Genomic DNA, 17,577 nt, shown 5'->3' with positions numbered 1-17,577 from the left:
TCCAGGCCGGCTCCACCCGCCTGGCCGCCTTCAGTAACCTCGACGTGGCGAACACCGCACCCTGCGCAGCTACGCTCTCTCGGCCTTCGCCAGCCAGACGGACACCGTCAAATTCACCAGCACCAGGGCAGCCGGCTGCAGGCCAGCTTCGTGATCGACGACACCGCTCCCACCGTGTCCTGGCCGGAGAAGGGTTCGGGGCCGCAGCGCATGCGCTGCGGCCCCTCGCGTTCATGGCTTGATCAGCCCGCGCTCATACGCGCGGACCAGGTTGCGCGGCACCAGGTGCTCCCGCCCGTCGACGGTGATCGCCACCAGCTGGGGTCCGCTCGCCTTCCACCGGGCGCGGCGGTGCCGGGTGTTGCTGCGAGACGTCTTGCGCTTGGGCACGGCCATGGGATCACCGCCCGCCAACCCCTCCCGTACTGGGGTTCAGCCATCCACGGGGCCCAGGTCGACTTCGTAGTCAAGGTGCGCTTCCTCACCGAGCGTCATGACCCCTTGCTGTCGACAGCTCCGTGACATACCGAACGTGGCTCAGCGTGCGACCCTCGCGTATGTCTCGGCGAGCCGCTCCCAGATGACGTCCGCAGGAAGGTGCTGCGGCGTATACCTGTTCGTCACGACGACGAGCCTGGACACGGGAGGAGTCCCCTGCCTCGGGCACCACACGGCGGTGCCCGAGGCCCTACGACTGGTCAGACAGCGAGGAGCTCCGTGAAGGTGGTGGCGGCTTGCAGGGCGTCGGGGTCGGGGACGATGCCGATCCCCGGGCGGGTGGGGACGGTCAGGCGGCCGTCGTGGAGGACGAAGGGGTCAGTGATGTCGCGGGTGTAGTAGCGGGCCGAGGCCGAGATGTCGCCGGGCAGGGTGAAGCCCGGGAGCGCGGCCAGCGCCAGGTTGGCCGCCCGTCCCAGCCCGGTCTCCAGCATGCCGCCGCACCACACCGGTACGCCGTTCGCCAGGCACAGGTCGTGTATCCGGCGGGCTTCCAGGTACCCGCCGACCCGGCCGGGCTTGATGTTCACGATCGAGCACGCCTCCTGCCGGATGGCGGTGGCCGCGTCCCGGGCCGAGGTGATCGACTCGTCCAGGCAGATCGGGGTGTCCATGCGAGCCGCCAGCCGGGTGTGCGAGAGCAGGTCGTCCGGGGCGAACGGCTGCTCGATCAGCGTCAGCCCGTAGGCGTCGAGCCGGCGCAGGTGGGGCTGGTCCGCCGGACCGTAGGCGGTGTTGGCGTCCACCTGCAGGGCGATGTCCGGGCCGAACGTCTCCCGGACCGCTCGCAGCGGCTCGATGTCCCAGCCTGGTTCGATCTTCAGCTTGATCCGGGCGTAGCCCGCGCGGAGATAGCCGTCGACGGCGCTGATCAGCTCATCGACGGTGTCCGTGATGCCGACCGACACGCCGACCGCGAGCTCGGTCCGCGTCGCCCCGAAGTACTGGGCGAGGCTGATGCCGGCGGTCCGCAGTTCGGCGTCCAGTACCGCCATCTCGACGGCCGTCCTGGCCATCGGATTCCCTCTGATCGGCCGGAGCAGCTCGGGCACCAGCGCCGCGGTCAGCTCGGGAGCCCGGGACAAACGGGGCAGCAGGAACTCACGTACCACTTCCCGGGCCCCGGCCAGGTACTCGGCGCTGTACGTCGGATCGTCGTCGGCCACGCACTCGCCCCAGCCGACGGCTCCGTCGGCCGTGGTCACCTTGACCAGCAGCGAGTTCCGGTGTTCCTGGGTTCCCAGTGAGGTCCGGAACGGCGCGACCAGGGGCAGGGCCACCTCACGCAACTCCACCTGCTGCAGCTTCATTCCGATACTTCCTTCCGTCGCAGGACGTACCACCCGGACCGGTCGAACCCGTCGATCCGATAACCGTTCTCCAGGGCGCCACCGAGCGCCTCGCGCATCGCGGACCGCCAGCGCCGGGCGGCGGCCGGATCCCTTCGCCGCAGGGACTCCGCGTCCACCGGGGTGACACAACGCAGTACGCCGCCGGTCGCGGCGCGCGGTACGGGCTCGCCGTTGCCGTCCGCTTCGAGCACGGGTTCCGCCGCGGCCAGGTCCGGCAACGGTGCCGGTGCGTGCGGCGTCACGTGCACCGGCCAACTGACGAACAGCCGGTCGGAGTCGTCGCCGTCGTTGATGCCGTCGTCCAACGGCCCGTAGAAGTCGGGCAGGTACGCCTCCGCGACCGCCCCGAGCCGGTGCAGGTTGAAGTAGGCGTTGCGGCGGATCAGCGGATCGTACGTCCACGAGATCGACGACAGGCCCGCCTCGGCGGCCCACTCCCGCTGGTGCGACTTCATCGCCGTGCCGATCCCGCGCCCGTGCATTCCCGGCACCACGCCGGCCACGTGCGAGTGCAGACTGTCCCCGACGGTCCGGAACCCGGCGGTCACGCCGACCATCGCCGTCCCGAGATACGCCGCCGCGACGTAGCCGCCGGTGTGCGCGAGCGCGCACATCACGTCCAGGGCCAACGGTGGCTCGGCGATGTCCGGGGTGTTCCACACGGTACGCAGCACCGCGTCGGCCTGCTGAAGTTCGGGTACGGTCCGAAGCAACTGGATTCGGACGTCCGCCCGTTCCGCGACGGCGGAAGGAAATTCGACCATGTGACGAGTCTGCTCGGCGGACCTCCCCGGGCCATTGGCGTCCAGGCCGAAGTTCACCTGGCCTCCTTTGTGCCGATGTCCGGCAGCCGTAGCCGCAGCTGCAGCGCCAGCGCCAACCGCAGGTCCGGATCATCGATGTCGATCAGCTCGGCCAGCCGGCGCAACCGGTGCCGCAACGTGTTGGGGTGCAGCGTCATGGCCTCCGCGACCCGTGGCACGTCGTAGTGCCCGGCGATCCAGCAGCGCAGCGTCTTCTCGTACTCCGTTCCGTGCCGGGCGTCATGGTCGAGCACCGTCGACAGAGGCTCCGCGTCCAGGGCCGGACGGTACCGGAGCGCCTCGTACACGTCCCGCAGGAATATCGGGGCGGCCAGCTCGTCGTGCCGTCCGATCTCCGCCTTGCCGAACGGTCCGCACACCACCTTGAGTGCCTGCCTGGCCTGGCTCAGCCCTGTCGAGATGTCGGCGAGGCCGGGAAGGGTGCGACTGATCCCCGCCCGCCAGCCGCCGCCCAGGGTGTCCCTCGCCCGAGCCAGCACCGTCGCGATGATCAGCTGGATCACGGGCGCGTCGGACGCCGTGTCGACCACCGCCACGGCCTGACCGTCCAGCGCTCCCGCGGCGGCTCCCAGCCGGTAGGCGGAGAGCCCCATCCGCAGCAGGTCGCCGACGTACTCGGCGGCGGAATCCAGCGACACGCCTCGCGCGTGACCGGCCGGGTCGCCAAAGCGGCCGATCACCAGCACGGTCGCCGGGGCGTCGAAGCGTATCCCGAACGAGTCGGCGAGCTCCCGGGTCACCCCCAGGCCGCGGAGCAACCAGCCCAGGCGCTCGGCTCGTTGCCGGCGCTCGGCATCCGCCGCGAGGCTGACCCGGGCCAGGTGGGGCGCGGCCAGCCGCGCGCCCTCGGCGAGGACATCTGCCGCCTCCTCCGCCAGGGACTCATCACCTTGGAGCACCCAGATGGTGCCCAGCGCCTCGCCACCGTCCCGGATGGCGATGGCAAGGCGCGGCCGGTACTCCTTCGGCTCGTAGCTCCAAACCGCGGTGTCGGACCGCAGGACAGCGGCGTACTCCTCGGGGTGGGTCGGGTGGTCCGGCACCCGGCGGCCGAGGATCCCGTCACGACGCGGGTCGTCGACCAGCTGGCCCGGGACCGTGGAGTAGGCCAGCACGCGCATGGACAGATCCTCGATCGCCACCGCGCCGCCGGCGCGTACGGCGATGTCGTTGGCCAGGGCGAACAGGTCGGTGGACCGATGCCTGTTCGGCTCGAATACCGGGCTCGTGATCGCACGCAGCGCGTCGATCAAGGTGTAGAGCTGCCCCCAGGAGATCTCGGCACTGCGCTCCAGGAGCGCCACCCCGGTCCGTTCGGCTGCCTGTGTCAGCGCTGCCGTGTCCGTGGTGCCGACTCGCATGACCACCGCCTTGGCGTGGTGCTCGGCAGCCCACTCCAGTACGTCAGCGGTCAGCCGGCCGGGTACCAGGACGATCGCGTCGGTCAGCCCTGTCCCGGGGGCGTCGGTGTCATGGATCGTGGGCGCCCCGACGGCGACCGCCCGGCCTTGTGGCAGCGCGAGCGGCCGTAGGAGATCGGTTCCCAGGCTGTCGAGCACGACCCCGAGGGTGATCCCGGCGGGGGCTGTCATCGCCGCTCCGATCGCAGCATCCGGCCCCGGCGCTCTCCGGTGAACTCACCGTCGGCGATCACCTGTTCACCGGCCAGGAACACATGTGTCATTCCGGTCGGCCGCAGCTCGGGATGCTCGTAGGTCCCGGCGTGGCCGATCCGCGCGGGGTCGAAGACCACCAGGTCCGCGACCGAGCCGCGGCCGATCCAGCCACGGTCGGACAGCCCGAACCGGCTCGCGGTGGCGGAGGTGACCTTCCGGATCGCCTCGGCCAGATCCACCACGCCGCCGTCCCGCACATAGCCGCCGAGGAAGGTGGGGAAGGTGCCGAAGGTACGGGGATGGTTCGGGCCGATCGGAATGTCGCTGTCCGACCCGATGGCGACCAGCGGATCGGCCATGATCGCCCGCACATCGCCTTCGTCCATGGTGTGGCAGACGACGTACGCGTGCGGGTCGGCGATCAGCAGCTCACACAGCACGTCCCACGGTTCCCGTCCGGCCGGCACGTCGGCGAGCCGACGCCCCTTCACCGACGGATCGGTGTGCCTAAGGATCTGCATGTCCTCGGGGTGGACCTCCCGCCACAACCCGCCGCCGGTCCCCGGCCCCGGTCCCTCGGCCGTCGCTCTGATCGCCGCCCGGGTCTGCGGATCGAGGAGCCTGGCGCGCAGCGCGTCCACGTTGCCCTCGCATGCCTCGGGAGGCAGCGAGAAGCCACAGTTGCCGACGACCTCCGTGGTGACGCCCTGCATCAGCTTGAAGGGCTGCGCGTCGGGCAGGAACGGAACGCTGTCGGAGTGGCTGTGCGGATCGACGAACCCGGGGGCTGTCACCAGTCCGGTCTCGTCGATGGTCCGTCTGGCCGCCCCGAGGTCCTTGCCCACGGCGATGACGCGGTCGGCGGTGACGGCGACGTCGGCGGTGACGGGGTCGGAGGCGAATCCGTCGTGGACCTCGCCGCCGGAGATGATCAGGTCATGCATGGGCTGTCTTTCCGGTAGGCGCCGGTGGCACGGAGGCCACCAGGCGGCGGGTGTACGCGTGGGCGGGGTTGTCGAGCTCCTTCTCGGTGTCGCCCGCTTCGACCACCTGGCCGTGCAGAAGCACGATGGTGCGGTCGGTGATCTGCCGGACCATGGCCAGGTCGTGCGTGATGAACAGCAGGGCGGTGCCCAGCTCGTTGTTGACGCGGCGCAGCAGTTCCAGGATGTGGGCCTGGACCGACACGTCCAGCGAGGCGGTCGGCTCGTCACAGATCAACAGCGCGGGACGCACGGCGAGCGCCCGCGCGATCGCGACCCGCTGCTTCTGACCGCCCGACAGCCGGTGCGGCCGCAACCCGGAGTAAGCGGGAGGCAGGCCGACCAGCCCCAGCCCGGCGGTGTACGGGTGGCCCGGGGCGACGGCGATGGCCTGGCCGCGGCCCGCCTCCAGCACCCGGCCGGCGTACATCACCTGGACCCGGTCGCACAGCGCGAACGCGACGCGCAGATCGTGCGTGATCAGCAGCACGGCCGTCCCCCGGGCCGCCTGAATCCTGGCGAGCAGCCGCATGATCTCGTGCTGAACGGTGGCGTCGAGGGTCGTGGTGGGCTCATCGGCGATCAGCAGCTCGGGATCCCCGGCCGGCGCCGCCGCTATCGCCACCCGTTGCCGCATCCCGCCGGACAGCTGGAACGGGTACCGCTGGGCCACGTGCGGCTCGTCGATGCCGACCTCCGCGATTCGGATCGGTGTGCCGCGCCAGTGAGAACGCGACATCCTCGGCGGTCATCGGAGAGCCGTCGGAGAACACCACGCCCTTGCGCAGCTTGAACACGTACGTGACCGGGTCCGGTTCGGTCCACGACTCCGCCGACTGCGGGACGACCTTGCCGTTCTCGTCCCTCGTCGCCGGCGACTCCAGGATCGCGTACTGCACCACTGGGGGCCGTCAGGTGGCGAGGTCGGGGCCGGGGAGAGGTCCCAGGGGGGCGGCGTCGTCGGGCTGTCTGACGAAGCGCATCCGGTGGACACCGTGCGTGCTGATCAGGAGGTCGTCGCCGCTGGGGCGCAGGCTGATCAGGCCGCCCGCACGGAACGCGCCGTCCGGTGCCGGTTCGATCGTCCCGACGAACTCCAGGCCGAGTTCGAGCGTGCCGTCCCGGGTGACCGTCGCCAGGATGCCGAGCTCCGGACTGCGATAGACGGCCGGAGGCAGCGTGGCACCGGCAGCCGTGGGGGGACAGCGCCAGTACTCCGTGGCGCGGCCGGGGCGATACACCGATCCGATCCTGATCGTGCCGGACGACGCCCGCAGCCAGAAGCCGGCGCTGTCCTCCAGGCCCTGCCAGCTGCCGTCGACGGCCGGTGCGAACTCGCCGGCGGGCGGCGCACCGTAGATGCGGATCCGACCGTTGCCCACGGCGTCGATCCGCAGGGTGAGGCTGGATCGCGGATCCAGCCAGTCCCCCGTCAGCCGAGCAGCGGGCTCGGCGGCCACCGGGTCCGCCATCAGCTCGACGGGATCGTCCTCGGGCAGCCCGGCGGCCAGCCGGAGCACCTGAGTGGCCAGCTTCGGGGAGTCGATCGAGGAGTTGTTGCTCAGCAGCGCCACGCCGAGGTCGGCGTCCGGCATGAACAGCAGCTGGGACCGGTACCCGGGGACACCGCCGGCATGGCCGAACGCCGGGTGGCCCGCGATCGTCGTGTGGTAGAGACCCAGCGCGTACGGCCACTCCTCCCCGTCCCCGGAGTCGACCCGCCGCAACAGCCCGTCGCGGATGTCGGTGCCCAGGACCCGGCCGTCCTGCAGGAACCCGAACCACGGCGCCAGGTCGGCGACGCTGGTGGCCAGGCCGCCGTCGCCGACCGCGGACTCCTCGGTGTCTGCGCGCCGGACGGCACCGCGGGTGACATCGTACCCGTAGGCGAATCGCGGCAACGGCTCCTGGCTGTCCTCGCGGAACACGGTCTCGTTCATGCCCAGCGGTGTGAACATCCGGTCCGTGGTGAACTCCCCCAGGGTGCGACCGGTGAGCCGCCGCACGAGCGAGGCGACCAGGACGTACCCCGTGTTGGAGTAGGAGAACGCGGTCCCCGGTTCGAAGTCGACCTCGGTCAGCCCTGCCACGAAGGCCAGCGTCTGATCCTGGGTGATCCTCGTCAGCGGGCGGCCGGCGATCGTCGTCAGGGCCAGCCAGTCCCGCAGACCGCCCGTGTGCCGCAGACATTGACCGACGGTCACCGGCACCGCCAACTTCAGCTCGGGCAGGTGCGTCCGGATGTCGTCGTCCAGCGACAGTCGCCCGTCCCGGCACAGCAGCAACGCCGCCGCGGCGGTGAACTGCTTGCTCATGGAAGCGATGTCGAACCGTGTCCGGGTGTCGACCGGCACCTCGAACTCCACGCTCGCCAGCCCCGCCGATGCATGGTGGATCAGCTTCCCGTCGGTGTAGATCCCGACGGACAGTCCCGGGTCTCCCGGGCGTACCGCCAAGCCCACGACCTCGGACAATGTTGTTGAGATGCCCATGCGCCACAGACTCTCAGCCACGACTGCTCGGAGGGTTTGTCCTAACCGGCAAAGTCCGCTCGCCCAACGTTGGCCGAAAGGACATGCCCTTGTGCCTCCTGACGTCAGGAGTATTCCTTTGTCGAGCACGTTCCGGACACACCGTCGACGTGCGTCCGCGACCTGGAAGCCATCGGCGCGCGTCCGCCGGAACCCGCGCTCCGTCGCACGTGCACGTCCCCCGGCCACCGGTGTGACCGCCGTGGTCCTGAACGTCACGGTCACCGAGCCGACGGCGGACAGCCGACTGACCGTCCACCCGCACGGGACCGCCCGCCCGGACGCGGCGAACCTCACCTTCACGGCCGGGCAGACCAGGGCCGACCTGGTCGTCGTCCCAGTGGTGGACGGCCGGGTGGCGCTCTTCAACCAGTGGGGTGACACGCACGTGATCGCCGACCTGAACGGCTACTTCACGGCCTGACCCCGCACCGCCCCGAACGCCGCCGTGCCGCCCGATCCCCGGGCGGCACGGCGGCGCCGTTCCGGCGGCCACGCTGTCCGGTCGATGGCGACCGCACGTGCACGGATGGCTCTCACTTCGCCCGCGCCGCCGTCGGCCGGATCACCGACGCCACCGCCCGCACCATCGCCGCCGGCCGCTGGCCGCCGCAACGAGGACACCCTGGTCCCGGCCGTGCCGCCGGCCTAACCCAGCGCCTCGCGGTACCAGGCGGCGGCCTGCGGGAGCCGGGCCAGCGGGCCCGGACCGGGCGGGCAGGCGGCGAGCCGCCAGATCCGCTCGCTGCGGTACCAGTGATCGCGGGCGATCAGGCCGAACTGCCGCTCGGAGACCCGGCCGGGCGCGGCGGCCAACAGCCGGCGGCACTCCTCCCAGGGCACGGCCGGGCCGTCCGGGGCGGGCAGCAGGCCGAGGGCGGCCAGGGCGGCGAGCAGGTCGCCGCCGCGGACCGGCTCGGGGTGCGAGGCGTGGTGGACGCCCGGCGCGGCGGCGTGCCCGTCCAGGGCGAGCACGGTGATCAGCCGGGCCAGATCGGTGCGGTCCACCATCGAGAGCCGGGCGCTGCCGCCCTCCCAGCGGACCGGCACCCGGCGGACCAGCTCGGCCAGCGCGGGCACCACCCAGCGGTCGCCGCTCCCGGTCACCAGCCCGGGGCGCAGCACGTGCCCGCCGGCCGCCAGCGCGTGGCGCTCGCCGAGCAGCCGGGTGCGGCTGGCCTCGGACACCGGGGCGGGCGGCACCTCGTCCACCTCGATGCCCGCGTGCGGGCCCTCGCCGTAGACCGCCGCGGTGGAGAGGTGGACGATCCGCCGCACCCCGGCGCGGGTGGCGGCCGCCATCAGCGCGGCGGTGCCCCGGTCGTTCACCGCCTCGCACTCCTCGGCGCCGCCGTCGACCCGGGAGGCGAGGTGCACCAGCGCCCCGGCGCCCGTACAGAGCTCCGTGAGCGCCACCGGGTCGGCGAGGTCGCCCGGCACCCAGGCGGTGCCCGGTACGGCGCTCTGCGGCGGCTTGCGGGCCAGGGCGCGCACCGGGACGCCGCGCGCCGCGAGGGCCGCCAGCACGGCGGAGCCGATGAAGCCTGTCGCCCCGGTCAGCGCGACCGTGGGGCGCGCCGCGGGTCCGTGTTCCGCCGCCATCTCCGAACCTCCCTGCCGACCGGCCGGTCAGTCTAGCCAGGAGGCGCCCCGGTGGGGAGGCACCCGTACGGAGGGGGCGGGGGGTGGCCCGAGGTAAGGCCCACCTAGGCTGTATGTCAAGCAAAACGGGCGAACCGGACCCGCACCAGGGACCACGAGGACGGAAAGCAGGACCCGCCGATGGGCGACGGAATGTCAGGAATGCACCACCACGGCGGGATGACCCAGCTAGGCCCGTTCACCTTGTCGAACGTCTGGACCTGGTCCCCGGACTGGGTGTTCCTGCTCGGCGGCCTGGTCGTGCTGGGGCTGTACGCGGCGGGCGTGGTGCGGCTGTACAGGCGCGGCGACCGCTGGCCGATCGGCCGGATGGTCGGCTGGGCGACGGGTGTCGCCAGCTTGCTGCTGGTCACCTGCACCGGGCTGAACGACTACGGCATGGTGCTGTTCAGCGCGCACATGATCCAGCACATGGTGCTCTCCATGCTGACACCGATCCTGCTGCTGCTCGGCGCCCCGATCACGCTGGCGCTGCGGGCACTGCGCCCGGCCGGCAAGGGTCGTCCGCGCGGGCCGCGCGAGCTGCTGGTGGCGCTGCTGCACAGCCGGTACGTCCGGATCATCTCGCACCCGGCGTTCACCATCCCGATGTTCATCGCGAGCCTCTACGGGGTCTACTTCACCCCGCTGTTCGACTTCCTGATGCAGTACCGCCTCGGGCACATCTTCATGATGGTGCACTTCCTGTTCACCGGCCTGGCCTTCTTCTGGCCGATCATGGGCGTGGACCCGGGCCCGCACCGTCCCGGCCACGTGATGCGGATCATCGAGCTGTTCATGGGGATGCCGTTCCACGCCTTCTTCGGCGTGGCGGTGATGATGGCCGGCCACCCGCTGGTCACCACCTTCACCGCGGAGGGCGCGCCGCCCGGCACGAACCTGCTGGAGGATCAGAAGCTGGCCGGCGGCATCACCTGGGCGTTCGGCGAGATCCCGACCGCGATCGTGCTGATCGCGCTCGTCTACCAGTGGATGGGCTCCGAGCAGCGGCAGGCCCGCCGCACCGACCGTGCCGAGGAGCGCTCCGGCGACGCCGAGCTGGAGGCGTACAACGCCTACCTGGCCTCCCTGCACAAGCGCGACCGGCGCGCGGGCGCGGCCCCGGCCGCCCCGGCCACCGGTGCAGCCCCGGTGGCCGACGCCGGCTGAGCCCACCGCCGCCCACCGCGGAGCCCCCGTTCCCGGGAACCCCCGTTCCACCTCCGGAACGGGGGTTCCGCCGTTTCCGGCCCACCACGGAACGGGGGTTCCACCGGGCGCCGGAACGGTCGTTCCGCCGGATGCGTTCGAACGGACATGCACGTCCTGCCGATCGTCGCCGTCCTGCTCTGCGGGTACGTCCTGCTCTGGCTGCTCGGCTTCCTCGGCCTGGCGCTGTACCACCGCCGCCGGCCCGCGCCGGCCGGCTCCGACTACCTGGTGGTCCTGGGCGCCGCGCTGGACGGCTGCGAGCCCGCGCCCCCGCTGGCGGCCCGGCTGGACGCCGCGCTGGACCGTTTCGCCGTCGAGGAGGCCGCCGGGTACGCCCCGCTGGTCCTGGTGACCGGCGGGAAGGGCCCGCACGAGGACTGCACCGAGGCCGCCGCGATGGCCCGCTACCTGGTCGCCCGGGGCGTCCCGGAGGAACGGATCCGGCGCGAGGAGCGGGCCGTGAACACCGCCGAGAACCTGCGCTTCAGCGCCGCCCTGATGGCCGCCGAGCGCCCCGGCTACCGCTGCACGGTGGTCACCAACGGCTTCCACACCGTCCGCTCCGCGCTGGCCGCCCGCCGGGCCGGCGCCCCCGCCGCCGTGCTCGGCGCGGACGGCCCGCTGGCGCACGGCCCGTACCTCCTGCTGCGCGAGGCCGTCGGCACCGCCCTCGCCCTGCTCGGCCGCGCCTGAGGGCCGGTCCCGGAGCCGGGATCTGGATCACGTCGCACCCCTCCGTCAGGATGGGGACGGAGACGAGTGCGGAGGGGGCACCGAGCGTGTACGAGTGGAGCGCCCTGCAACGGGCCGGCGTGCGGGTGGGCCTGGCGGCCGTCCTGGTCGCGGCGACGGTGGGCGGGACGGCCGCCTGGCAGTGGGTGTTCGACGACCCGGGGTGGCTGTCCTGGCACGGGTGGGCGTTCGGGGCCGCCCTGCTGACGGGCGCGGCGGCCTCGGGGCCGTTCCTGCGGGACGAGCTCACCCCCGGTGCGGTCGTGGGCGTCGGTCTCTTCCTGCTCGTGCCACCGCTGCTCGGCGTCCTGATGACGGCGTCCGCCACGTACGACATCCGGAGCTGGATGCGCAGCGACCGGGCGGTGACGGCCACCCTGAGCGGCTGCCACGTCTCCGGTTCGGAGACCCTGGAAACCGACCGCGGACCGATCGGCGCGGTCGACGTCTACAGCTGCACCTACCACTGGACGGCCGCCGGGCAGGACTGGGAGCAGGTCCGGCGCTCCCCCGGCGGGAACCACCCGGACGGCCACCAGGAGCAGGTCTGGGCGGACGGTTCGACCGGCGAGGTGGCCGAGCACCGGCCGGTCAGGATCGGTACGGGCATCCTGGTCGCACTCGCCTGCCTGGTCGCCACCGTGCTGGTCTGGGGCGGGCAGCTGGTCCTCCTGCACGAGAACGGCCTGCTCGGCCGCCGGCGGTCGGCCGACGCCTGAGCACGGAGGAGGCCCCCGGGTCCGTACGGACGGACCCGGGGGCCTCCCGGTGCCTCAACTCGGCTGGATTCAGCCGAGGTTGGCGATCGCCTCGTTGAAGGTCTTGGACGGGCGCATCACGGCGGCGGCCTTGGCCGGGTCCGGCTGGTAGTAGCCGCCGAGGTCGACCGGCGAGCCCTGGACGGAGATCAGCTCGTCCACGATGGCCGACTCCTGCTCGGTCAGCGCCGCGGCCAGGCCGGCGAAGGCCTGGGCCAGCTCGGCGTCGGCGGTCTGCTTGGCCAGCTCCTGGGCCCAGTACAGGGCCAGGTAGAAGTGGCTGCCGCGGTTGTCGATGCCACCGAGGCGGCGGCTCGGCGACTTGTCCTCGTTGAGGAAGGTGCCGGTGGCGCGGTCCAGGGTGTCGGCCAGCACCTGGGCGCGGGCGTTGTCGGTGCTGCTGGCCAGGTGCTCGAAGCTGGCGGCCAGCGCGAAGAACTCACCCAGGCTGTCCCAGCGCAGGTAGTTCTCCTTGACCAGCTGCTGGACGTGCTTCGGGGCGGAGCCGCCGGCGCCGGTCTCGAACAGGCCGCCGCCCGCCATCAGCGGGACGACCGACAGCATCTTGGCGCTGGTGCCCAGCTCCAGGATCGGGAACAGGTCGGTCAGGTAGTCGCGCAGCACGTTGCCGGTCACCGAGATGGTGTCCTCGCCGCGGCGGATGCGCTCCAGCGAGAACTTGGTGGCCTCGACCGGGGACTTGATCTCGATCTGCAGGCCGGTGGTGTCGTGCTCCGGCAGGTACTTCTTGACCTTCTCGATCAGCACCGCGTCGTGGGCGCGGTGCTCGTCCAGCCAGAACACCGCCGGGACGCCGGTGGCGCGGGCGCGGGTGACGGCCAGCTTGACCCAGTCCTGGATCGGCAGGTCCTTGGTCTGGCAGGCGCGGAAGATGTCGCCCGGCTGGACGGCCTGCTCCAGCACCACGTTGCCCTCGGTGTCGACCAGGCGGACGGTGCCCGCGGCGTCGATCTCGAAGGTCTTGTCGTGCGAGCCGTACTCCTCGGCCTTCTGGGCCATCAGGCCGACGTTCGGCACCGAGCCGATGGTCGCCGGGTTCAGGGCGCCGTGGGCGCGGCAGTCGTCGATGACGGCCTGGTACACGCCGGAGTAGCTGCTGTCCGGCAGCACGGCGAGGGTGTCGGCCTCCTCGCCGTCCGGGCCCCACATGTGTCCGGAGGTGCGGATCATGGCCGGCATCGAGGCGTCGACGATGACGTCGCTCGGCACGTGCAGGTTGGTGATGCCCTTGTCGGAGTCGACCATGGCCAGGGCCGGGCCCTCGGCCAGCTCGGCCTCGAAGGAGGCCTTGATCTCGGCACCGAGGTGCGGCACGTTGTCGAGGCCGGCCAGGATGCCGCCGAGGCCGTTGTTCGGGTTCAGGCCGGCGGCGACCAGCACCTCGCCGTACTTGGCGAAGGTCTTCGGGAAGAAGGCGCGGACCACGTGGCCGAAGATGATCGGGTCGGAGACCTTCATCATGGTGGCCTTCAGGTGCACCGAGAACAGCACGCCCTCGGCCTTGGCACGGGCGACCTGCGCGGCCAGGAACTCGTTGAGGGCGGCGGCCCGCATCACCGAGGCGTCGACGACCTCGCCGGCCAGCACCGGCACCTTCTCGCGCAGCACGGTGGTGGTGCCGTCCTCGCCGAGCAGCTCGATGCGCAGCGCACCGTCGGCGGCGATCACGGCGGACTTCTCGGTGCTCGCGAAGTCGTTCTCGCCCATGGTGGCGACGTTGGTCTTGGAGTCGGCCGTCCAGGCACCCATGCGGTGCGGGTGGGTCTTGGCGTAGTTCTTGACCGACTGCGGGGCGCGGCGGTCCGAGTTGCCCTCGCGCAGGACCGGGTTGACGGCGCTGCCCTTGACCTTGTCGTAGCGGGCGCGGACGTCCTTGTCCTCGTCGGTCTGCGGGTCGTCCGGGTAGTCCGGCAGGGCGTAGCCCTGGGCCTGGAGCTCGGCGATGGCGGCCTTGAGCTGCGGCACCGAGGCCGAGATGTTCGGCAGCTTGATGATGTTGGCACCCGGGGTCTTGGCCAGCTCTCCCAGCTCGGCCAGGGCGTCGCCGATCCGCTGCGCCTCGGTCAGACGCTCCGGGAAGCTCGCGATGATCCGCCCGGCCAGGGAGATGTCGCGGGTCTCCACCCGCACACCCGCGGTCGAGGCGTACGCCTGGACCACCGGCAGGAACGAGTAGGTCGCCAGGGCCGGAGCCTCGTCGGTGTGCGTATAGATGATGGTCGAGTCAGTCATCGGTACTCCGCTTCACGTCTCCAACGTCTTGACGTCAAGATATCTCGTCACGGGCCCCCGGCTCCACCTCCCCCCGCCCCAGGGCGCACACCGGCCCGGTCGACGGGCGCTGCGGCCCTCGCGTCGGGGGCGCTCCGGCGGTAGTGACGGCGGTCCCGACGGGGGCGTGAGCAGGGACGAACTCCACGGTCGTCCGGCTCGGGGCGCGGGGCAAGCGGAGCGCTCGACCGGTGGTGCGGTCCGGTCGGGTGAGCCGGGCGTCAGGACTGCGTCAACGCACGTCCCCATTCGGTCAACGCCGCGTCAGGACCGGCGGCACCCGGGCCGGGCCGTCCTAGCGTCGAGGCAGTCAGTCCCGGCAGGCACCACCACCCCACTCGGGAGCACCCGCATGGCCCGCGTCGTCTGGCACGTTCCGGTCACCGCCTCCGGCACCGGAGGCACCACCGCACTCCGCCTGTTCCACCTGCGCGACGGCCGCCGCTGCGCGGTCGGATTCTCCAGCCCCGAGGCCCTCGTCGCCCTCCTCGGGCCCGACCAGGGCCACATCGAACTCGGCGAGCCCGCCCTCCGCGACCTCACCGTCCCGCTCGGTATCGACACCCTGGTGGTGGACCCGCGGCTGGTCGCTCCCTCCGTCACCGTCCCGTGCGTCACCGCCCCGCCCGGTGCCGCCCCCGCCGCACCGCCCGCCCCGGCACCGACCGTCCGGTTCCAGCACCGGTGACGGCCCCGCTCCAGCTCGTCCCGGGCGGTCCGGCTCCGGCGGGAGGGGCTCAGCCGGCCCGGGCGCTGCACGCGATCGCCCGGATCAGCCACGGCCCGGTCCCGCTCGACTTCGACCGCCTCGCGGCGGAGTTCCCGGCCGTCCGGAGCGGCCTTGCCCTGGCCGGCGAGGCCGACCTCGAACTGCGGCTCGCCTGCACCGGCCCCGAGGAGCTACGGACGATCGCCGCCGCCCTGTACCGCGCGGGCGCCGCCCGGGTGCACATCGACCTCGTCCTGCGCGCTCTCACCCCGGCCCCCGTCACCCTGCGGCCCGTGCCCTGACCGGCATCGGCCCGGCGCCCCGCTCCCCTGTCCGGGGTCGGGGCGCCCGACCGCGCTCACTCCTCCCCGGGCCGCGGGTCCGGGTTGATCGCCTGGCCGTCGATCGGCTGGCCCCAGGCGTCGTCGCCGGCCGCGCCGACGCAGTAGCCGCTGCCCTCGACATGCCCGCCCGCGCTGCGGCACTGGTCCGCGGTGACGTCCCGGCGCCCGGTCGCGGCCGCCGGTCCGGCGACGGCGACCACGGTCCCGACGGCGGCGGTGAACAGGAGGACGGAGGCGGTCGCGGTGGCCACCCGGGCCGGGAGTGAGCTCTTCATGCGGACCACCACAGCACGCCACCGGGCCCCCGGCGACCACAGGGCGCCCGCCTGGGTGGCCGCCGGGGGCCGGCCGTCATCCGCTCCTCCCGCCCCGGTGCCGCGATGGCCGCGAACAGCAGCGCCGAGCCCGCCGGCAGGACGCCGTGGACGCCCGGGACGGCCGCAAGCGGGAGGAGGCAGAGCGGGCCGGTGGTGACTGCGCGGGTGCCGACCCGGGCCGAGCCGCCGCCCCGGACCCAGAGGGTGGGGCCGCTCCAGCCGGCGCCCGCGAGGACGGCCGGCTCGACCGCGCCGGACCAGGTGGACGGCGAGTGCATCGCCGTCCTGCCGCGCGGAGCCGACGTCGACCCGTCAGGCCTGGTGGAAGAAGCCAGGCAAACAGTCAACTCTGCCTGCTGCCAAGTGAATTCGTTTTACTGATGGCCAGGCAAGCGAGCACCGGCACCGAGGGCGGGCCGCGCGGGCAGGCCGGGCCCGGCGCCCTCCCGGACGGCGGCAGCCGGCAGCCACGGCTCGGCCACCCGACCCGGCACAGGCCCTCGGCGCGAACAGCGGCGACCCGCAATGTGGCACCCCGTCATTCCGACCCCGCCGCCGCCGACAAGGCCGGCAGCACTCCAAATGAGTGAGCAGGATTCGGCGCCACCTGAACGATCCAGTCCGCGCCGTCAACTCCCCCGACTGTCAGGCGATTTGAGAAGTATTTACAACCGGCCGAATCGATTCTGAGGGCAGTTCGATGACGCACTTGACCACCCGTTCGGCCCTAGGCGTCAACCATTTGGCACGGATTGATATGACAGTCATTTAGCCAGTAGGTACGTTCATTCATGTCGGCACCAAGCCGATCCAGTCCAGAAACAGGAGAAGGTCCATGAACAAGATGACCACCGCCATTGTCCTCGCGGCGTCGGCGGCCGTCGCCGTGACCGGTATCACCTACGCGTCGGCCACTCCCGAGCCCGTGGCGAAGGCGGCCCCGGTCGTTCAGAAGGCGGCCCCGATGGCCGCTCCGGCGGCGGTTGCTCCGGCAGCCGTTGCCCCGGCGGCCGCTCCCGCCCTGGCGCCGCTCGACGGCGGCTCGAAGGGCAACGAGGGCAAGGGCAACGAGGGCAGGGGCGAGGAGCGCCGGGAGCACCGGGAGCACAAGCGCCACCACCGTGGCGTGATCCACGTCAACGAGCGCTCGTACTCCGCCGACGACTTCGGCTGCATCACCGTGGTCAGCGGCCTGGGTGCCAAGACGCTGAACATCCGCAACGACAGCCACCGGACCGTCGAGGTCTTCAGCGGCGCGGTCTGCGACAACGGCGCCCCCATCGCCACCGTCGGGCCCCGCAGCTCCAGCGACGGCGTGCGCCCGAAGCACCTCCACCACCACGAGGGCATCGAGGTCAAGAACGGGGTCGTCGGCAGCTTCCGGGTCGTGCACCACTACGGCGAAGGCCGCGGTGAGGGCGGCGAGGGCTACGGCGAGGGCGGGAAGCGCTGATCCAACGGCATAACGACACAACGGCATAACGTGGAGCCCCGGCCCGCCGTAATCGGGCCGGGGCACCGACATGAGCAGTCTTCCACAAGTTTACGCACCCATCCTGTGAGCGACGTCCGCCGAGCGGCCCAGCAGCGGCCACTCGGCGGTCCGGTGTGATGCGCAGCGGGTCGCCCGGTGCGGCGCCGCGGCGGGTATCGGCAGCATCACCGTGCGATACCCGCCACTTCCACGAACGAATGGGTGCCCCATAGTGCCGGGAGTCGGCAGCGAAGCTCAATTCACGCTCAAGTGCTGAACCTACTCGCGAGTCAC

The 17,577-nt window shown here is 72.1% G+C and carries 18 protein-coding genes and 1 pseudogene; 7 read left to right on the top strand and 12 right to left on the bottom strand.

Features of this window, described 5'->3' with window-relative positions:
• Positions 1 to 231 precede the first annotated feature (231 nt).
• From rpmF to ACIRRH_RS17675, 8 genes and pseudogenes are all read right to left on the bottom strand, one after another.
• Positions 232 to 396 carry a 50S ribosomal protein L32 gene (gene rpmF, locus ACIRRH_RS17710; protein WP_403067701.1) on the bottom strand — a complete coding sequence of 55 codons (165 nt, stop codon included), beginning with the start codon at positions 394 to 396 and terminating at the stop codon, positions 232 to 234.
• A gap of 302 nt (positions 397 to 698) precedes the next feature.
• Positions 699 to 1,808, bottom strand: coding sequence for an o-succinylbenzoate synthase (menC, locus tag ACIRRH_RS17705; RefSeq protein ID WP_403067699.1), 1,110 nt, complete (start codon positions 1,806 to 1,808; stop codon positions 699 to 701).
• The gene (locus ACIRRH_RS17700) at positions 1,805 to 2,614 is read right to left on the bottom strand and encodes a GNAT family N-acetyltransferase (RefSeq protein WP_403067697.1); all 810 of its coding nucleotides are present in this window, start codon (positions 2,612 to 2,614) and stop codon (positions 1,805 to 1,807) included. Before ACIRRH_RS17700 ends, menC begins: the two co-directional genes overlap by 4 nt.
• A gap of 53 nt (positions 2,615 to 2,667) precedes the next feature.
• The gene (locus ACIRRH_RS17695; RefSeq protein ID WP_403067695.1) at positions 2,668 to 4,266 is read right to left on the bottom strand and encodes a PucR family transcriptional regulator; all 1,599 of its coding nucleotides are present in this window, start codon (positions 4,264 to 4,266) and stop codon (positions 2,668 to 2,670) included.
• Complete coding sequence (locus ACIRRH_RS17690) at positions 4,263 to 5,234, bottom strand: amidohydrolase family protein (RefSeq protein WP_403067693.1); 972 nt, start codon at positions 5,232 to 5,234, stop codon at positions 4,263 to 4,265. Before ACIRRH_RS17690 ends, ACIRRH_RS17695 begins: the two co-directional genes overlap by 4 nt.
• Positions 5,227 to 6,012 (bottom strand): ATP-binding cassette domain-containing protein, encoded by a 786-nt coding sequence (locus ACIRRH_RS17685; protein WP_403067691.1) that lies wholly within the window; start codon positions 6,010 to 6,012, stop codon positions 5,227 to 5,229. The genes ACIRRH_RS17690 and ACIRRH_RS17685 overlap by 8 nt, the downstream gene beginning before the upstream one ends.
• Position 6,013: 1 nt before the next feature.
• Positions 6,014 to 6,070 (bottom strand): annotated as a pseudogene (locus tag ACIRRH_RS17680) (hypothetical protein); the annotation flags it as partial.
• 114 nt (positions 6,071 to 6,184) lie between these two features.
• On the bottom strand, positions 6,185 to 7,786 hold the full coding sequence (locus ACIRRH_RS17675) for a serine hydrolase domain-containing protein (RefSeq protein ID WP_403067689.1): 1,602 nt from the start codon (positions 7,784 to 7,786) through the stop codon (positions 6,185 to 6,187).
• Between the two features lie 220 nt (positions 7,787 to 8,006).
• On the opposite strand from ACIRRH_RS17675, the gene ACIRRH_RS17670 reads away from it, so the two are divergent.
• Positions 8,007 to 8,228, top strand: a complete 222-nt coding sequence (locus tag ACIRRH_RS17670) for an N-acetylmuramoyl-L-alanine amidase (protein WP_403067687.1) — start codon at positions 8,007 to 8,009, stop codon at positions 8,226 to 8,228.
• A 224-nt stretch (positions 8,229 to 8,452) separates the two neighbouring features.
• Here ACIRRH_RS17670 and ACIRRH_RS17665 read toward each other — a convergent pair whose 3' ends face one another.
• The gene (locus ACIRRH_RS17665; protein WP_403067685.1) at positions 8,453 to 9,406 is read right to left on the bottom strand and encodes an NAD-dependent epimerase/dehydratase family protein; all 954 of its coding nucleotides are present in this window, start codon (positions 9,404 to 9,406) and stop codon (positions 8,453 to 8,455) included.
• Between the two features lie 201 nt (positions 9,407 to 9,607).
• Here ACIRRH_RS17665 and ACIRRH_RS17660 point away from each other — a divergent pair, with 201 nt between their 5' ends.
• From ACIRRH_RS17660 to ACIRRH_RS17650, 3 genes are all read left to right on the top strand, one after another.
• Positions 9,608 to 10,615 (top strand): cytochrome c oxidase assembly protein, encoded by a 1,008-nt coding sequence (locus tag ACIRRH_RS17660; protein WP_403067683.1) that lies wholly within the window; start codon positions 9,608 to 9,610, stop codon positions 10,613 to 10,615.
• Between the two features lie 147 nt (positions 10,616 to 10,762).
• Positions 10,763 to 11,350 (top strand): YdcF family protein, encoded by a 588-nt coding sequence (locus tag ACIRRH_RS17655; protein WP_403067681.1) that lies wholly within the window; start codon positions 10,763 to 10,765, stop codon positions 11,348 to 11,350.
• 86 nt (positions 11,351 to 11,436) lie between these two features.
• The gene (locus tag ACIRRH_RS17650; RefSeq protein WP_403067679.1) at positions 11,437 to 12,108 is read left to right on the top strand and encodes a hypothetical protein; all 672 of its coding nucleotides are present in this window, start codon (positions 11,437 to 11,439) and stop codon (positions 12,106 to 12,108) included.
• A 69-nt stretch (positions 12,109 to 12,177) separates the two neighbouring features.
• Here the strand turns inward: ACIRRH_RS17650 and ACIRRH_RS17645 are convergent, their stop codons facing one another.
• Positions 12,178 to 14,400 (bottom strand): NADP-dependent isocitrate dehydrogenase, encoded by a 2,223-nt coding sequence (locus ACIRRH_RS17645; protein WP_403067677.1) that lies wholly within the window; start codon positions 14,398 to 14,400, stop codon positions 12,178 to 12,180.
• Between the two features lie 391 nt (positions 14,401 to 14,791).
• Between ACIRRH_RS17645 and ACIRRH_RS17640 the strand changes: the two genes are divergently transcribed.
• Both ACIRRH_RS17640 and ACIRRH_RS17635 read left to right on the top strand, forming a co-directional pair.
• Entirely contained in the window at positions 14,792 to 15,127 is a 336-nt protein-coding gene (locus ACIRRH_RS17640) for an SAV_915 family protein (RefSeq protein ID WP_403067675.1), read from the top strand.
• Positions 15,124 to 15,450 (top strand): hypothetical protein, encoded by a 327-nt coding sequence (locus ACIRRH_RS17635; RefSeq protein ID WP_403067673.1) that lies wholly within the window; start codon positions 15,124 to 15,126, stop codon positions 15,448 to 15,450. Before ACIRRH_RS17640 ends, ACIRRH_RS17635 begins: the two co-directional genes overlap by 4 nt.
• Positions 15,451 to 15,506: 56 nt before the next feature.
• Here the strand turns inward: ACIRRH_RS17635 and ACIRRH_RS17630 are convergent, their stop codons facing one another.
• Both ACIRRH_RS17630 and ACIRRH_RS17625 read right to left on the bottom strand, forming a co-directional pair.
• Entirely contained in the window at positions 15,507 to 15,767 is a 261-nt protein-coding gene (locus ACIRRH_RS17630) for a hypothetical protein (protein ID WP_403067671.1), read from the bottom strand.
• Positions 15,764 to 16,087 (bottom strand): hypothetical protein, encoded by a 324-nt coding sequence (locus ACIRRH_RS17625; RefSeq protein WP_403067669.1) that lies wholly within the window; start codon positions 16,085 to 16,087, stop codon positions 15,764 to 15,766. The genes ACIRRH_RS17630 and ACIRRH_RS17625 overlap by 4 nt, the downstream gene beginning before the upstream one ends.
• A gap of 557 nt (positions 16,088 to 16,644) precedes the next feature.
• On the opposite strand from ACIRRH_RS17625, the gene ACIRRH_RS17620 reads away from it, so the two are divergent.
• Positions 16,645 to 17,262, top strand: a complete 618-nt coding sequence (locus tag ACIRRH_RS17620) for a hypothetical protein (RefSeq protein ID WP_403067667.1) — start codon at positions 16,645 to 16,647, stop codon at positions 17,260 to 17,262.
• The last annotated feature ends 315 nt before the right edge of the window (positions 17,263 to 17,577 follow it).

Origin of the sequence: Kitasatospora sp. NPDC101235 (assembly GCF_044767505.1) — a bacterium.
Lineage (GTDB): Bacteria > Actinomycetota > Actinomycetes > Streptomycetales > Streptomycetaceae > Kitasatospora.
The sequence above is the reverse complement of the archived record's forward strand: the minus strand, read 5'-3'. Positions and strand labels throughout refer to the sequence as shown.